Genomic DNA, 14,604 nt, shown 5'->3' with positions numbered 1-14,604 from the left:
CTTATCAATACGTGGGTTTTGTGAAGGTTTTGCACGATTCCAGCGCGCTTTATTTTCTGCTCATTTGTTGCACAGATTACAACATTGTTAATCGTATGTTTTATTTTTGTGATGCACAACCAGGAAACGTTGCACTTTCTTTGTGCATATTCTGGCGAAAATATACGCTCTTTGTTCGCCTGCCTCGCGCATTTTCCCAGTGATACCGCAAAAAACGGTTTTCCGGAACAGATGGCATGCATCGTGCTTTGTTAGTTGAGTAACACAATGCGGGTTCATGAGAGAGAAATCTCATTGAGAGGCGGGTATGAACGATAACTCCAGGCTGTTTCGCACCATCGAGTCGATATTTAGTCAGCTGACGCCAAGTGAAAAACGCATCGGCAGCTGGCTACTGAGCCATCGGGAACATATTCCCTATGAAACGGCCGATAGCATTGCGCTGGCGACCGGTACCAGCGGGATCACCGTCGGCCGCTGCCTGCGCAAACTCGGCTATCGCAACCTCGACGACGTCAAAAACGGTCTGAAAGATCATACCCCGGCGCCCTATAAACACTGGGGCGTCATCGACCGCCTCGACTCCTGGGCGCAGCAGCAAACCCAGCCCGATCGCGCCAGCCTGTCGCTGCAGATGGAGCTGGATGCGATCCGCTATGTTTATCAGCTGGCGCAGGAAGAGACCTTCGCCCGGGTCAGCACGCGGATCGCCCAGGCCGATACGGTGATTGTGCTCGGGATCCAGTCCACGCGAGGCATCGCCAACAGCTTTTTTAGCCATCTCGAATACCTGCGCCCGCGCGTGACCTATGCCGACGGCAGTTCCGGTAGCTGGCTGGAGTCGCTGAACTCCGAATACGCACACCCTTACATCATCCTGACGGATACCCGCGCCTACTCCAGCACCGCCCGCCAGTTCTGTCGGGTTGCCGCCGAGCGGCGCATTGCCACCGCGCTGGTCACCGATATCTGGTGTCCGTGGGCCCGCGACTATCCGGTCGATCTGCTGCAGGTCAAAACCGATACAGGTCATTTTTGGGATTCCCTCGCCCCAATCAGCTGTCTTTTCAACCTGCTGCTCTCCGCGGTCGTCGAGCAACTCGGCCCGACGCTGTCGCGCCGGCTGGCCGAAAACCGGGCGCTGCAGCAGGAATTTGGTCAATTTGAACGTGAATAAGCGCCTGCTCGTCAGGCTCCAGGACAGGAAACAACAGATGAATCAGCAAGTCACTCTGGTCGATATCCGCGCGCGCTTTCCGGCGCTGGCTATCGATCTCAAGTACGCCAGCGCCGATAACATTACCGGCCAGCCCATCTATGCCGAAGCCCGCTGCCTGCTGCACCCGGATGCGGCGGCGGCGCTGGAGAGATCCCTGCGCATCGCGCAGCTGGCGGGCCTGAATCTGCAGGTTCTCGATGCCTATCGTCCGCAGCAGGCGCAGCAGTTGCTGTGGAACGCCTGTCCGAACCAGGACTACGTGGTGCCGATTGCACTCGGTTCGAACCACAGCCGCGGTACCGCTATTGATGTGACGTTAATCGACGAAAACGGCCAGCCGCTGGATATGGGCACCGCCTTCGATGAGATGGACGATCTCTCTCACCCTTATCACCCGGCGGTTCCCCAGGCCGCCCAACGTAACCGCCTGCTATTGAACGCCATTATGTTTGGCGGCGGCTTTAAGGGTATTTCCACGGAATGGTGGCACTTCGAATTACCGGATGCGGCCGGTTATCCGCTCCTTGACGATGTTTTCGCCTGCCTGTCCCCCGCTCACACTGACGGAGTCATTCCATGAATATGAGTCGCACCTCTTTTACCGGTTTTCGCCCGCTGCTGTTGGCCGTTGCGCTGGCAGCGGCTATCGCCCCGGCTTATGCTGCCGTGCCCAAAGATATGCTGGTCATCGGTAAAGCCGCCGATCCGCAGACGCTCGACCCGGCCGTCACTATTGATAATAACGACTGGACGGTCACCTACCCGGCCTATCAGCGGCTGGTCAAATACAAAACCCAGGACGGGAAAGGCTCAACGGACGTCGAGGGCGACCTGGCCGAAAGCTGGCAGGTCTCTGATGACGGTAAAACCTGGACCTTTTCACTGCACAAAAACATGCAGTTTGACGACGGCACGCCGGTCACCGCCGAAGCGGTAAAACTCTCTTTCGAACGCCTGATGCGCATTAAGCAAGGTCCTTCGGAAGCCTTCCCGAGCGGGCTGAAAATTGAGGCCGTGGATCCCGCCACGGTGCGCTTCATCCTGCCGGACTCGTTCGCTCCGTTCCTCCACACCCTGGCCAATGATGGCGCGTCGATCGTCAACCCGGCGGTCCTGAAGGCCAACGCCGCCGATGACGCCCGCGCCTGGCTGGCGGAACACACCGCCGGCTCGGGAGCCTATATGCTGCAGCGCTGGCAGAAAGGCCAGCAGCTGGTGCTGGTGCCCAACCCGCACTTCAGCGGCACGAAGCCGACCTTTAAACGCGTGACGGTGAAGATTATTGGTGAAAGCGCCGCCCGCCGTCTGCAGCTGACCAAGGGCGATCTGGATATTGCCGATGCGCTGCCGGTCGACCAGTTTGCTGCCCTGAAGAAGCAGGATAGCGTGGCGGTGTATGACTATCCGGCGCTACGCGTGACCTACCTGTATCTCAACAACAGCAAAGCGCCGATGAATCAGGTCGATTTACGCCGCGCCGTCTCCTGGGCCACCGATTATCAAGGGATGGTCAACGGCATTCTCGGCGGCAACGGCAAACAGATGCGCGGCCCAATCCCCGACGGTATGTGGGGCTTTGACCCGAGCGCGATGCAGTATTCCCTTGATATGGATAAAGCCAAAGCCGCGCTGGCCAACGTCGCCGATAAGCCAAAAACCCTGTCGTTCCTCTACTCCGATAACGACCCGAACTGGGAGCCGATTGCGCTCTCCACCCAGGCAAATCTGCAAACCCTCGGCATCCAGGTGAAGCTGGAAAAACTGGCTAACGCCACCATGCGCGAGCGCATTGGTAAAGGGGATTACGATATCGCTATCGGCAACTGGAGCCCGGATTTCGCCGACCCCTATATGTTCATGAACTACTGGTTCGAGTCAGATAAAAAAGGGCTGCCGGGCAACCGTTCGTTCTATGCCAACCCGCAGGTTGACGCGCTGCTCAAACAGGCCGTCGCCACTACCGACCAGACAGAACGCACCCGGGATTATCAGGCGGCGCAGAAAACCGTTATCGATGAGGCCGCCTACGTCTATCTGTTCCAGAAGAACTACCAGGTGGCGATGAATAAAGAGGTCAAGGGCTTCGTCTTCAACCCGATGCTTGAGCAGATTTTCAATATTGCCGATATGCACAAATAGCGCATCTTAACCTTGTGATGCCGGGCCGTCGCGGGCCCGGCAGAGGGCGTCATCATGAGTTTCTGGGGTTTAATTCGACAACGCAGTTGGGGGCTGGTCCTCGTCGTCGCCGGCGTCTGCGTGATCACCTTTATTATTTCGCACCTCATTCCCGGCGATCCGGCGCGGCTGCTGGCAGGCGATCGCGCGAGCGACGAAATCGTCCGCCATATCCGCCAGCAGCTGGGGCTGGATTTGCCGTTATGGCAGCAGTTTTTCCATTATGTCAACGCCCTGCTGCACGGCGATCTGGGGACCTCCATCCGTACCGGGCGTCCGGTGCTGGAAGATTTAAAGACCTTTTTCCCGGCCACGCTCGAACTGGCGATCTGCGCCCTGTTTATCGCGCTGGTGGTCGGCATTCCGCTGGGGGTACTTTCGGCGGTATATCGCAACCGCTGGACCGATCACCTGGTTCGCCTGATGGCGCTGACCGGAATCTCGACCCCGGCGTTCTGGCTGGGGCTGGGAGTGATTGTCCTGTTTTACGGCAAACTGGACTGGCTGCCCGGCAGCGGGCGCCTTGACGACTGGTTTGACCCGCCCACCCGCGTGACCGGCTTTTATCTGATCGATTCGCTGCTGGAAGGCAACATCGACGTGTTCTTTAACGCGCTGCAGCATCTGATTCTGCCGGCAACCACGCTGGCGTTCGTCCACCTGGGGATTGTCGCCCGGCAAATTCGCTCCGCCATGCTGGAGCAGCTGAGTGAAGATTATATCCGCACGGCGCTGGCCAGCGGCCTGCCAAAATGGACCATCGTGATGCGCTATGCGCTGCCTAACGCGCTGATTCCCTCAGTCACGGTGCTGGGGCTGGCGCTGGGCGATCTGCTGTACGGCGCGGTGCTGACCGAAACCGTCTTTGCCTGGCCCGGAATGGGCGCCTACGTCGTCTCCTCTATTCAGGCGCTCGATTTCCCGGCGGTGATGGGCTTTGCCGTGGTGGTGTCCTTTGCTTACGTGCTGGTCAATCTGCTCGTCGACCTGCTCTATTTATGGATAGACCCGCGCATGGGTCGGGGAGAAAACTAAGTGATGATGACCCAGGAACGCCCCGGCGCTATCGAAAAAACCCGCCGCAACACCGTGTGGAAGCGCCGTCTGTGGCTGATACGCAAAAGCCCGCTGACGCTGATCGGCGGCGCCATTATGTTGATCATGCTGTTTTTGATGATCTTCTCGCCGTGGCTGGTACCGCACGATCCCAACGCAATCGATCTCACCGCCCGTCTGCAGGCGCCGTCGCTGTCCCACTGGTTCGGTACCGACGAGGTCGGTCGCGATCTGTTCAGTCGGGTGCTGATCGGTAGCCAGCAATCGATCGCCGCCGGCCTGGCGGTGGTGCTGATCGCCGGGATCAGCGGTTCGCTGCTGGGCTGCCTTTCCGGCGTGCTCGGCGGACGCAGCGATGCGCTGATCATGCGGCTGATGGATATCATGCTGTCGATCCCTTCGCTGGTGCTGACGATGGCGCTGGCCGCCGCGTTAGGCCCAAGCTTATTCAACGCCATGCTGGCGATCGCTATTGTGCGTATTCCGTTTTATGTCCGTCTGGCGCGGGGACAGACGCTGGTGGTGCGCCAGCACAGCTTCGTCGAAGCTTCGGTAACCTTCGGCGCCTCCCGCTGGCACCTGATCAGCTGGCATATTTTACGCAACGCCCTGCCGCCGCTGGTGGTGCAGGCATCGCTGGATATCGGCAGCGCCATTCTGATGGCGGCAACGCTGGGCTTTATCGGCCTCGGCGCGCAACAGCCTACCGCTGAGTGGGGCGCGATGGTGGCAAACGGTCGCAACTACGTCCTCGATCAGTGGTGGTACTGCGCCTTCCCGGGAGCGGCGATCCTGATCACCGCCGTCGGTTTTAATCTGTTTGGGGACGGGATCCAGGATTTACTCGATCCGAAGTCCGGAGGACGCAACGCATGAGTAATCGGGTTCTGACAATCGACAACGTCCGTTTGAGCTTCCCCGTCTACCAGGGGGAAGTACATGTACTGAACGCGGTCTCGATGCATATTGACCGCGGCGAAATCGTCGGCGTGGTGGGGGAATCGGGCTCCGGCAAATCCGTCACCGCTATGCTGGCGATGCGTCTGCTGCCGCCGGCAAGCTATCAGATTCACAGCGGTCAGGTGACGCTGATGGGAAACGATATTCTCAAGGCTTCAGAGCAAGAGATGCGCGATATCCGCGGCCGTCGGGTGGCGATGATTTTTCAGGAGCCGATGACCGCCCTGAATCCAACGCGGCGAATCGGCAAGCAGATGGTCGACGTTATTCGTCAGCATCGTCCCCTTTCTGCCCGCGAGGCGCGCGCCAGGGCGGTGGCGCTGCTGGCGGATATGCAGATCGCCGATCCGCAGCGGGTGATGGAGCGTTACCCCTTCGAACTCTCCGGCGGGATGCGCCAGCGGGTGATGATCGCCATCGCCTTTTCCTGCGAGCCCGACCTGCTGATTGCCGATGAACCGACCACCGCGCTGGACGTGACCGTTCAGCGCCAGGTGCTGCGCCTGCTAAAACAGAAAGCGCTGGCCACGGGCACCGCGGTGCTGTTTATCAGCCACGATATGGCGGTGGTTTCACAGATCTGCGATCGGCTGTACGTCATGTATGCCGGCGCGGTGATTGAAAGCGGATTAACACAGCAGGTGCTGCATCAGCCTCTGCATCCCTACTCCGTCGGCCTGCTCGACAGCGCCCCGGATAACGGCGAGCCGCGTTCGCTGCTGCGCTCAATTCCCGGCACGGTGCCGAATCTGGCGCGATTACCGGGCGGCTGCGCCTTTCGCGAACGCTGCTTTGCCGCCGGCGAGGGCTGCGGCATCACGCCGGTGCTCCGCCCGATAGAACAGACCGGGCAGCAGGCGGCCTGCTGGTACCCTCAACGGGAGAAAACGCATGTCTGAGATGCTGCTGAAACTGAACGATGTTCATCTTAACTTCCCGGCGCGTAAGAACTGGCGCGGCAAAGTCGTCGAACGGGTATATGCGCTAAACGGGCTGGATATCACGGCGTATCGCGGTGAAACCTTAGGTATCGTCGGCGAGTCCGGCTGTGGGAAAAGTACCCTTGCAAAGCTGCTGATGGGCATGCTTAAGCCCTCTCACGGCCAGTTTGAGCGCGCGACGACGTCCGGCAGCGGGCGTATGCAGATGGTGTTTCAGGATCCGCTCTCCTCACTGGATCCACGGCTACCGGTCTGGCGCACTATCACCGAGCCGGTGTGGATCCAGTCGCGCCCCAGTGAACAGGCCCGACGCCTTCTGGCTGAGCAGCTGGCGTTGCAGGTAGGTATCCGCCCGGAGTATCTCGACCGCCTGCCGCACGAGTTTTCCGGCGGCCAGCGCCAGCGCATTGCCATTGCCCGCGCGCTGTCGGCAAAGCCGGATATTATCGTGCTGGATGAGCCGACCTCGGCGCTGGATATTTCGGTACAGGCGCAGATCCTCAACCTGCTGGTCGAGCTGCAAAAACAGCAGAACCTGACCTATGTCCTGATTTCGCATAACGTGTCCGTAGTGCGCCATATGAGCGATCGCGTCGCCGTGATGTATCTCGGACAAATCGTTGAGATGGGCGAGGCGCGTCAGGTCCTCGATAACCCGGCCCATCCCTATACCCGGCTATTGATGGATTCGGTACCGCGTATCGGCTCAGCGCTGGGCGAAGCGCCGCGCAACACGGAATTACCCGGCAATCGCCATCTGCCCGAGGGCTGCTACTTCCGCGATCGCTGTCCGTTCGCCGGCGCGGGCTGCGAGAAACCGCAGCCGCTACGCCCGTCGGATAACGGGACCGCGGCCCGTTGCTGGCAGGCGGAAGCGCTAATCGGTCAGCCGCTCAACGCCGGGAAGGCCCTCTAGTTGTATTCGAGCGCGAAGGTCGCCAGACCGTTAGCCCGTCCGGGCGTCACGACATCTCCCGTTTGCACGTATCGGGCGGTGAAGTTGATGCTTTCGGCCGCGGCGGCGTTCCCGCCCGCAATGTGCTTAAGAACCGGCAGGTTGCTGGATTCGTTGATTTTCACCGGGGTTCCCGCAGAGGGCGCCGGCGCGGGATTGTTGCCATAGCTTAGCTCGATTCCTACACCGCTCGCAGCCCCGTCGACTTTTTCCAGCGCCAGGGTATCGCTGACGCCGGGATCGGCGGTCACGCCAAAAAAACCAATACGGATATCGGTGGGCGTGGTGCAAGAGACCGGGATGCTGAAGGTCTGCGCCACCCCGGCGGCGGTGCTTTTGCCTTTGAATTCCGCTTTATTGACCGTACCCAGATTAACGTTAATCGTCGGGCGAGCCACCTGACAGCTACCGCTGGCGCCGATATCCACGTTGAGCGCAGCGAGGTCGATACTCACCGGCGCGCTGGCCGTTCGGGCGGTGCGGCTGCTGTCCTGCTCCTCGATGTATAAATTTCCTACCTGCGGCAGCCCCGGGACACTGGCGTGGTTGCCGCTGACCAACGCGACATCGCCGGTTTTATAAAAGGTGATATACGCCTTCACCACCACCTCCCGCTGGGCAAGCAGCGTTGACAGCTGTGAACTCTCGCAAACCGTCACGGATTCACTTCCAGCGGGTGCATTGCTGCCGTCAATATAGTGAACAGGACCGCCGCCGCACTGAAAGCCCAACGAATAGCCCATCCCGCTGAGCGCGGAGGCATAAACATGCTGGCCGTTAATGATTCGCGGCGAGCCGGCCGTGTTGATCTGCCGGTACACAATACGTTTCCAGCTGGCGCCGGGCAGCTGCAGATCGCAAACGAAGTGAATACCGCCGCCGCTATCGGCCATTGCGTTGGTCATCTGCGTATCGGCGCGTAGCGTCGGCAAATAGCGAATGTTCGGCACGTTAATCGTCATCTGTCCTACGCGACCGCCGCAGCTCTCGGCCCATCCGGGTTGACTATAGATTGCCGACAATAACAGGCACAGCAACGCGACTAAACGAAAGCCGTAATACATGGCTTTTCTCCTCGGTTTACAAACAAAGACCCGCCGCAGTTTTCACCGCATTCTGCTGCTGACGGTCGGAAAGATGAAAATGTAGCGAGCATTTCCGCGAAATGTTGTTATCGACCCAGTCCGCGTCGAGCGTACCCTCTTCCGGTATCCCACTGAGGTACACCTGGCCGCTATCGGCCACCATGCCTCCCGCTGCCGCCCCGGTGTCGTCCCCTTCGGGGTGCAAATGTACGCTGGCGCCAAACGGAATCGCCCCGTTCCTGTCGTGGAGGGTAAACAGCACGCGATTACCGATATGGGTCCGGTAGTTCGCCAGGACTATCGCGCCGCCGCCGGGAATCACGGTTTGCCCTTGTAGATCGACATCGGTGTCGTTGGTCATCGATTCAGTATCCAGGGTCAGGGTATTTTTTCGGTACACCGTTAAGGTCGGCACCACGGCATAGCCCCGCCCATCGGTGTGGATATTGCTCCCGTTCTGAATGGCCACATTCGCCGCGCCGGGCGCCCGAACGATAGCAAAGCTGTCGCCAACCGGTTGGCCTAATGTCACGCCGTAGGGATGCGCCACGAGCGAGCCGGCGGCTCCCCAGGTCAGCTGGTGACTTACGCGGTCATGGCGATAACCCAGCTGGGCGCTGCCGTATCCACCGTGGTAATCCAGAGCGGCACTACTGTTGCTCCCCTGCCCGGCATTAGCGTACCCCTGCTGAACGGAATAATAGAGATGAGGACGATGTGGCACCGAGCCATACATCGAAACCTGCTGCGAAGTGTGCCCATTGTTATCGGAGGTCGTGCTGTAGCTCAGGGAGCTGTCCGCCAGCGGGCCACCCAGCGGAATATTGAGGTTAAATGACCAGGCGCTGTCCGCTTGATCATGATCGGCAGATTGCGTGTAGTAATAGCCCACTCCCCACGCGATCCCTTTCCAGGCGCTATAGAACCCCAGGTGCACCGTTTCATCGTGGCCGCTGCTGTGCCAGTAGTGCTGCGAGTAAGCAGAAATGGCCAGACTACTGAGAGAACCAACCGCCTGGGCAACGGAGAGCTCTTCCCGGCTACGTTTGTGATCAAGCTGTCCGTCCGGGCTTTCGAGCGCATTGGCCTCGCTAAAGTCGTCATAGCCGCTCGACGAGTAACGATAGCTGGCGAGGCTAAAAGAGGTGCCGGTCCGGACAAAATCTTTCTGATACTGCACGCGAAACGACTGCCCCACGGAGCGCGTGCTGGAAGGAGCGGTAGTGCTGGCCCAGGTGACGTCGCCGCCCAGCGATCCCAGCTCACCAAATCCCCGCCCGGCCCCCAACGCCCAGGCCTGATAATTCTGCGCCAGCTGAGTACCGCCGTATAAAGTCAACGCCGCAGGTAATCCATAAAAGAACGTTCCCTGCACAAATTCCGGCGATCGAACCTGATGCTGACCGGCGTGATAGCGCCCGCCGCTAAGGCTGAATTTGCTTCGCCCCTCCCGGAGCATAAACGGCACGGCGGAATAAGGCTGGGTAAACGTCCGAACCGACCCGTCGCTCTCTTTCACCTGCACATCCAGATCGCCACTTTGTGCCGTCGGGTAGAGGTCTTTGATGGCAAAGGCCCCCGGCGAGACGAAGGTTTCATAGATAACGTAGCCGTGCTGCGAGACCGTTACTTTGGCATTGCTGTGCGCCATACCGCGAATCACCGGCGCAAAACCCCGCTGGCTGTCGGGCAGCATTTCATCGTCAGACATCAGCTGTACGCCGCGAAATGGCACGCTATCGAATACATCGCCGGTTGTGAAGGTATCGCCAATCCGCAGCAGGCTGTTGAGTGATTTCACATCTCGCTGCAGCCAGGTGGTTTGGGAATGCCAGCGATACTGCCGATCGTACTGCATCGCCGAAATATTGCGTAAGCGCCAGGGCCCCAGGTTCGCCCCGCTGCGTAAATTCAGATAGCTTGACTGGATGCGGGTATCAGACTGGCGAGTTTGCGCTCCGGTCAAATTGTAATTAACAAACGCCGCCGGGATCCCGTCATCCCAGCGCACCGGATCGACATAGCCGCGGCTTTGCGTGTTCATCGCTGCCTGAGGAATACGCATATTCAGACGCTGGCTGGCGAAATCAAAGCGGCTGCTGGCATCGGGAATATAGTGTTCAATCCGGGTGAAAGTTTCACCGTCATGCAGCGTGTTAAATGCGGTAAAGGCGCTGACGTTCACACCCAATTCGGCCAGTTGCGCGACGGTTAAAACCGGCTGCAGCGCCCCATTTTCCTCCACAAAGGTGATGGCCCCCTGACCGGCGTCCTGGTTGTTCACCCAGATGTTGACCGAATAAACCCCGGGCTGTTGGCCACCGGATTTAGCAAAATAGTGCAAGTCCGCCATTTTTTGCTGCGGGCTGGCAAACTCTAAGGCGGCCGGATCGAAGTAATCATCCGCCGATACCCGGGCGCTCTGACACAATAAACAGAGCAGCGGCGGCAGGCTTGCGATCAATCGGGAATCCCCGAACGGGGTCGCCATCACGGAATAGCCGTGAAGAATTACAGGGGACTTTTTTTTCACAATCGCTGACCTGGCAATGCAAAGCGCAAGGATTACTGCTGCGCGCTATCCGTAATACCGCCAAAATCATTAATGGCGCGCCACCTAATCGTCCCTGCACCGTTAACCGGCCACTCTTTGCGGGTTAACGGTCCAATCATGCCGGGTTCATCTATCTCTTTACCGCCCACCGAGAGGGAGAAAAAGGAGACAAAATAAGGCGTTGGGTTGTGCGCCACCAGTCGATTACCCTCCACTTTAAAGGTTAATTGCTGCCAGGCTTTCATCGGATCCCCGGCAAGGCTATTCGGTCGATAAAAAATCTTGAATTTAGATTTAATATTGACCTGGAGTTTATTCACATCCCCTTTTTGCGTCGGGGCTATGCTTTTTACATTCAGCCAATAAACGGATTCGCGATCGCGAGGAAGATCGGCGCCAATGAAATTAATTCGCAATACGTTTTCTTGATCCGGGTCGAGACGAAACAGCGGCGGCGTGACAATAAAAGGGACTGGTCCCTGCTCTTTTTCCACATAGTTTTCTACCCACGACTGCACCAGATAGGGGGAATGCGGATCCGCATTGCTCACTGAAATAGAGGCTTCACGTTTTCCTTCCTGATATATAACCCGGGTGCCGCCCATAATAATACCGGCCTGGGCCGCAGCGGCTAACAATAAAAAGGCAGCCGCGATACCGGCCAGCATGTTTTTCATAATCACAACCATCAGATAAGCGTCTGGAAAACAACGAATAAAAAAGAAACTATCCAGTAAATGCATAATAATGAGCAGGTAAACCTGCTCATTGATGTGTTAGTTGTAAACCATATTGAAGTTTGCCGTGCCGTTTGCCGCCCCGGCGGAAACCGCGCTGGTGGAGATATAATCGGCAAAAAACTCCAGATCCGCGGTCCCGGTGCTGGCTCCGCCGGCACCCGCAAGTACCGTCTGGTCACGTGATACCGTTCCGAGGTTAATCGGCGTGGCGCGGTCATCCTCATACAGTTTAATGGCTACGCCCTGGGCGCCACCGTTAACCGCCAGCAGATTGCTGTTGTTACTATCTCGGGTGCCGTCAAACAGCACCGCCACTCTGGTGACGGAGGCTGGACAATCTTTCACTTTAATGTGGAAGGCGGTTTTCGTGGTCTCAGAACCTGCGCCAGTAAAGAAGTTGCTTGCCCATTTGCCCAAATCGATTACCTGGCTGGCGCTGTTGCTATCAATATCGCAGGAGGTATCGGTAATTGAACCGGAGAATTCGATCTGGCCGCCCGTGCTTTGCGTCCCTGTGCTGGCGCCAGGGTTAACGGACAATGCGGAACGCGCGGGTTGTGACGGTGATGCTAATACTACGCCGGACACCAGAGCACCGACAATCATTGCCATAATACGAAATTGTGTCTTCATTATTTATCTCATTTCTAACATATATTTATAACAGATCGCGCCCAGGGCGGTGATGACCTGAGTGGTTCTGCTTGCAGATTGTCCATGTTAAAAATAGTCGCGTTCCCTCTGCAGGATATTAAATGCACAGCAGGACCGTCCATTTAATTTATTTCAACACGTTCGTGAAATAATTTTTAAACGGAGGGACATAGCAAAACATTTAACATTGGAAGAAATGTTATTCCTGATAAAAATAAAAAACAATAATTTGTTATGTTAATGAAATAACGTTTTATTTTACATTTAAAATGTAATTCATCATTTTCGCCTGAATTGTTAATTCTCAAACCCAAAAAACCAAACATCATAACAATAACGCACAACAACGCCACTTATTAATTAACAAATTTAATAAAAACCGCGCTATTCTGGTGAGATTTTTTCTGTGCAGGCGCAAGGCATAAACCCAGAATTAGGAATATTCTTAGTCGAGGTCATGTTATTTATTTTGTCACCCCCGAAATCATAATAACACTAATAAATACCTGTCCTTGTTTTCTCACGGTGACATATTTCAAATGAAAGAATAAGTTGAATAAATTTCATATTTATCGATTTAATAAACATCATGCAAAGGCGCGGATCGCCGTTTTTAAAAGACGTGACAAGGATTACCGACCAGTGGGACAGCCGACGGCATAAAAAAACCCGTCACCTCAGATACCGGTGACGGGTTTGAGCCCCCCGCAGCAGGTCAGATATTCAGACCGGCAATTAAAACAGTCCTAACGGCGCGGTACCGTAGCTCACCAGCAGGTTTTTCGTCTGTTGATAGGCATCAAGGGCCATTTTATGAGTTTCACGACCGACGCCTGACTGTTTATAGCCGCCAAACGCGGCATGGGCCGGGTAGACGTGATAACAGTTGGTCCAGACACGACCGGCTTTAATCCCACGCCCCATTCGGTACGCCAGATTGCTGTCGCGGGTCCAGACGCCGGCGCCGAGCCCAAACTGAGTCTGGTTGGCTATTTCCAGCGCTTCTGCCTCATCTTTGAAGGTCGTGACGCCGATGACCGGGCCAAAAATCTCTTCCTGGAAGCTGCGCATATCATTGCGCCCCTTAATCAGAGTTGGCTGAATGTAGTAACCATTATCCAGTTCAGCCGTAATACTGGCGCGTTCTCCGCCGGTCAGGATCTGCCCCCCCTCTTCGCGGGCAATCTTAATGTACGACAGGATCTTATCGAACTGCTGGCGTGATGCCTGTGCTCCGATCATGGTGTCGGTATCAAAGGGATCGCCGCGGCGAATCTGGGCCACCTTCGCCATCACTCGCTCCATAAACGGCTCGTAGATGGATTCATGGATCAGGGCGCGCGATGGGCAGGTACATACTTCGCCCTGGTTGAAGAAGCCCAGCACCAGCCCCTCCACCGCCTTCTCGATAAACTCTTCTTCTCCGTCCATCACATCGGCAAAATAGATATTTGGCGACTTGCCGCCCAGCTCAACGGTGGCGGGAATAATGTTCTCCGCCGCGCAGGCCAGAATATGCCGTCCGACGGGCGTTGAGCCGGTAAAGGCAATTTTGGCAATACGCTTGCTGGTTGCCAGCGCTTCACCGGCCTCTTTACCGAAGCCCTGCACCACGTTCAGGACGCCCGGCGGGAAGAGGTCGCCAATAATTTCCAGCAGCAGCGTGATGCTCAGCGGCGTCTGCTCTGCCGGCTTGAGCACCACACAGTTCCCGGCCGCCAGCGCCGGCGCCAGCTTCCAGGCCGCCATCAGCAGCGGAAAGTTCCACGGAATAATTTGCCCGACTACGCCCAGCGGTTCATGGAAGTGATAGGCCACGGTGGTTTCATCAATTTCCGCAGTACTCCCCTCCTGTGCCCGCAGACAGCCGGCAAAATAGCGGAAGTGATCGACCGCCAACGGCAGATCGGCATTCAGCGTTTCGCGCACCGGTTTACCATTGTCCCAGCTTTCAGCAATCGCCAGATATTCCAGGTTCTCCTGAATCCGATCGGCGACCTGAAGCAGCAGGTTGGAACGATGCTGTACCGATGTTTTCCCCCAGGCTTCCGCGGCGCGGTGTGCGGCATCAAGAGCAAAGTCGATATCTTTGGCATCGGAGCGGGGAAATTGTGCAATGTCACTCCCGTCCACGGGGGAGGTATTCATAAAGTATTCGCCGCCGAGTGGTTCGACAAATTGACCGTCAATATAGTTACCGTATGCGGACTTGAATGAAACTAAGGCGCCCGGGGTGCCAGGATGTGCATAACGCATTGCAAT

At 57.1% G+C, this 14,604-nt stretch carries 12 protein-coding genes; 7 read left to right on the top strand and 5 right to left on the bottom strand.

All coding sequences use genetic code 11. From position 1 onward, the window contains the following. Positions 1–307: 307 nt before the first annotated feature. The 7 genes from AC236I_RS05690 to AC236I_RS05660 are packed head-to-tail and all read left to right on the top strand — an operon-like array spanning position 308 to position 7,270. Positions 308–1,177: a MurR/RpiR family transcriptional regulator gene (locus AC236I_RS05690; RefSeq protein WP_004866702.1), complete on the top strand. Its 870-nt coding sequence runs from the start codon at positions 308–310 to the stop codon at positions 1,175–1,177. A gap of 37 nt (positions 1,178–1,214) precedes the next feature. After that, entirely contained in the window at positions 1,215–1,799 is a 585-nt protein-coding gene (gene ddpX, locus AC236I_RS05685; RefSeq protein WP_004866705.1) for a D-alanyl-D-alanine dipeptidase, read from the top strand. Between the two features lie 2 nt (positions 1,800–1,801). Next, positions 1,802–3,358, top strand: a complete 1,557-nt coding sequence (locus AC236I_RS05680; protein WP_370313329.1) for an ABC transporter substrate-binding protein — start codon at positions 1,802–1,804, stop codon at positions 3,356–3,358. Positions 3,359–3,412: 54 nt separating this feature from the next. Beyond that, positions 3,413–4,432, top strand: a complete 1,020-nt coding sequence (locus AC236I_RS05675) for an ABC transporter permease (protein WP_004866710.1) — start codon at positions 3,413–3,415, stop codon at positions 4,430–4,432. Next, complete coding sequence (ddpC, locus tag AC236I_RS05670) at positions 4,433–5,329, top strand: D,D-dipeptide ABC transporter permease (RefSeq protein ID WP_032724284.1); 897 nt, start codon at positions 4,433–4,435, stop codon at positions 5,327–5,329. Further along, entirely contained in the window at positions 5,326–6,312 is a 987-nt protein-coding gene (locus tag AC236I_RS05665) for an ABC transporter ATP-binding protein (RefSeq protein WP_004866715.1), read from the top strand. Before ddpC ends, AC236I_RS05665 begins: the two co-directional genes overlap by 4 nt. Beyond that, the gene (locus AC236I_RS05660; RefSeq protein WP_290330845.1) at positions 6,305–7,270 is read left to right on the top strand and encodes an ABC transporter ATP-binding protein; all 966 of its coding nucleotides are present in this window, start codon (positions 6,305–6,307) and stop codon (positions 7,268–7,270) included. The genes AC236I_RS05665 and AC236I_RS05660 overlap by 8 nt, the downstream gene beginning before the upstream one ends. Here the strand turns inward: AC236I_RS05660 and AC236I_RS05655 are convergent. The 5 genes from AC236I_RS05655 to exaC form a co-directional block, all read right to left on the bottom strand. Further along, positions 7,267–8,373, bottom strand: a complete 1,107-nt coding sequence (locus AC236I_RS05655; protein ID WP_015585901.1) for a fimbrial protein — start codon at positions 8,371–8,373, stop codon at positions 7,267–7,269. The two genes, AC236I_RS05660 and AC236I_RS05655, sit on opposite strands and share 4 nt — an antisense overlap. 16 nt (positions 8,374–8,389) lie before the next feature. After that, the gene (locus AC236I_RS05650) at positions 8,390–10,885 is read right to left on the bottom strand and encodes a fimbria/pilus outer membrane usher protein (RefSeq protein WP_404677240.1); all 2,496 of its coding nucleotides are present in this window, start codon (positions 10,883–10,885) and stop codon (positions 8,390–8,392) included. A 74-nt stretch (positions 10,886–10,959) separates the two neighbouring features. Continuing rightward, the gene (locus AC236I_RS05645; protein ID WP_369974012.1) at positions 10,960–11,628 is read right to left on the bottom strand and encodes a fimbrial biogenesis chaperone; all 669 of its coding nucleotides are present in this window, start codon (positions 11,626–11,628) and stop codon (positions 10,960–10,962) included. Between the two features lie 96 nt (positions 11,629–11,724). Then, a complete protein-coding gene (locus tag AC236I_RS05640; protein ID WP_487608710.1) occupies positions 11,725–12,321 on the bottom strand; it encodes a fimbrial protein in 597 nt (198 codons plus the stop codon). 756 nt (positions 12,322–13,077) lie between these two features. Next, positions 13,078–14,598: an acetaldehyde dehydrogenase ExaC gene (gene exaC, locus AC236I_RS05635; RefSeq protein WP_004866732.1), complete on the bottom strand. Its 1,521-nt coding sequence runs from the start codon at positions 14,596–14,598 to the stop codon at positions 13,078–13,080. Positions 14,599–14,604: the final 6 nt, after the last annotated feature.

The organism is Klebsiella sp. Sb-30 (genome assembly GCF_057652795.1).
Note: the sequence above shows the minus strand (reverse complement) of the source record. Positions and strands in the feature narration are given on the sequence as shown.

Bases quoted from the DNA above. Each gene is read 5' to 3' on its own strand.
- AC236I_RS05655 (WP_015585901.1), bottom strand. From the start codon at position 8,373: ATGTATTACGGCTTTCGTTTAGTCGCGTTGCTGTGCCTGTTATTGTCG.
- AC236I_RS05650 (WP_404677240.1), bottom strand. From the start codon at position 10,885: ATGGCGACCCCGTTCGGGGATTCCCGATTGATCGCAAGCCTGCCGCCG.
- AC236I_RS05675 (WP_004866710.1), top strand. From the start codon at position 3,413: ATGAGTTTCTGGGGTTTAATTCGACAACGCAGTTGGGGGCTGGTCCTC.
- AC236I_RS05660 (WP_290330845.1), top strand. From the start codon at position 6,305: ATGTCTGAGATGCTGCTGAAACTGAACGATGTTCATCTTAACTTCCCG.
- AC236I_RS05680 (WP_370313329.1), top strand. From the start codon at position 1,802: ATGAGTCGCACCTCTTTTACCGGTTTTCGCCCGCTGCTGTTGGCCGTT.
- AC236I_RS05640 (WP_487608710.1), bottom strand. From the start codon at position 12,321: ATGAAGACACAATTTCGTATTATGGCAATGATTGTCGGTGCTCTGGTG.
- exaC (WP_004866732.1), bottom strand. From the start codon at position 14,598: ATGCGTTATGCACATCCTGGCACCCCGGGCGCCTTAGTTTCATTCAAG.
- ddpX (WP_004866705.1), top strand. From the start codon at position 1,215: ATGAATCAGCAAGTCACTCTGGTCGATATCCGCGCGCGCTTTCCGGCG.
- AC236I_RS05690 (WP_004866702.1), top strand. From the start codon at position 308: ATGAACGATAACTCCAGGCTGTTTCGCACCATCGAGTCGATATTTAGT.
- AC236I_RS05665 (WP_004866715.1), top strand. From the start codon at position 5,326: ATGAGTAATCGGGTTCTGACAATCGACAACGTCCGTTTGAGCTTCCCC.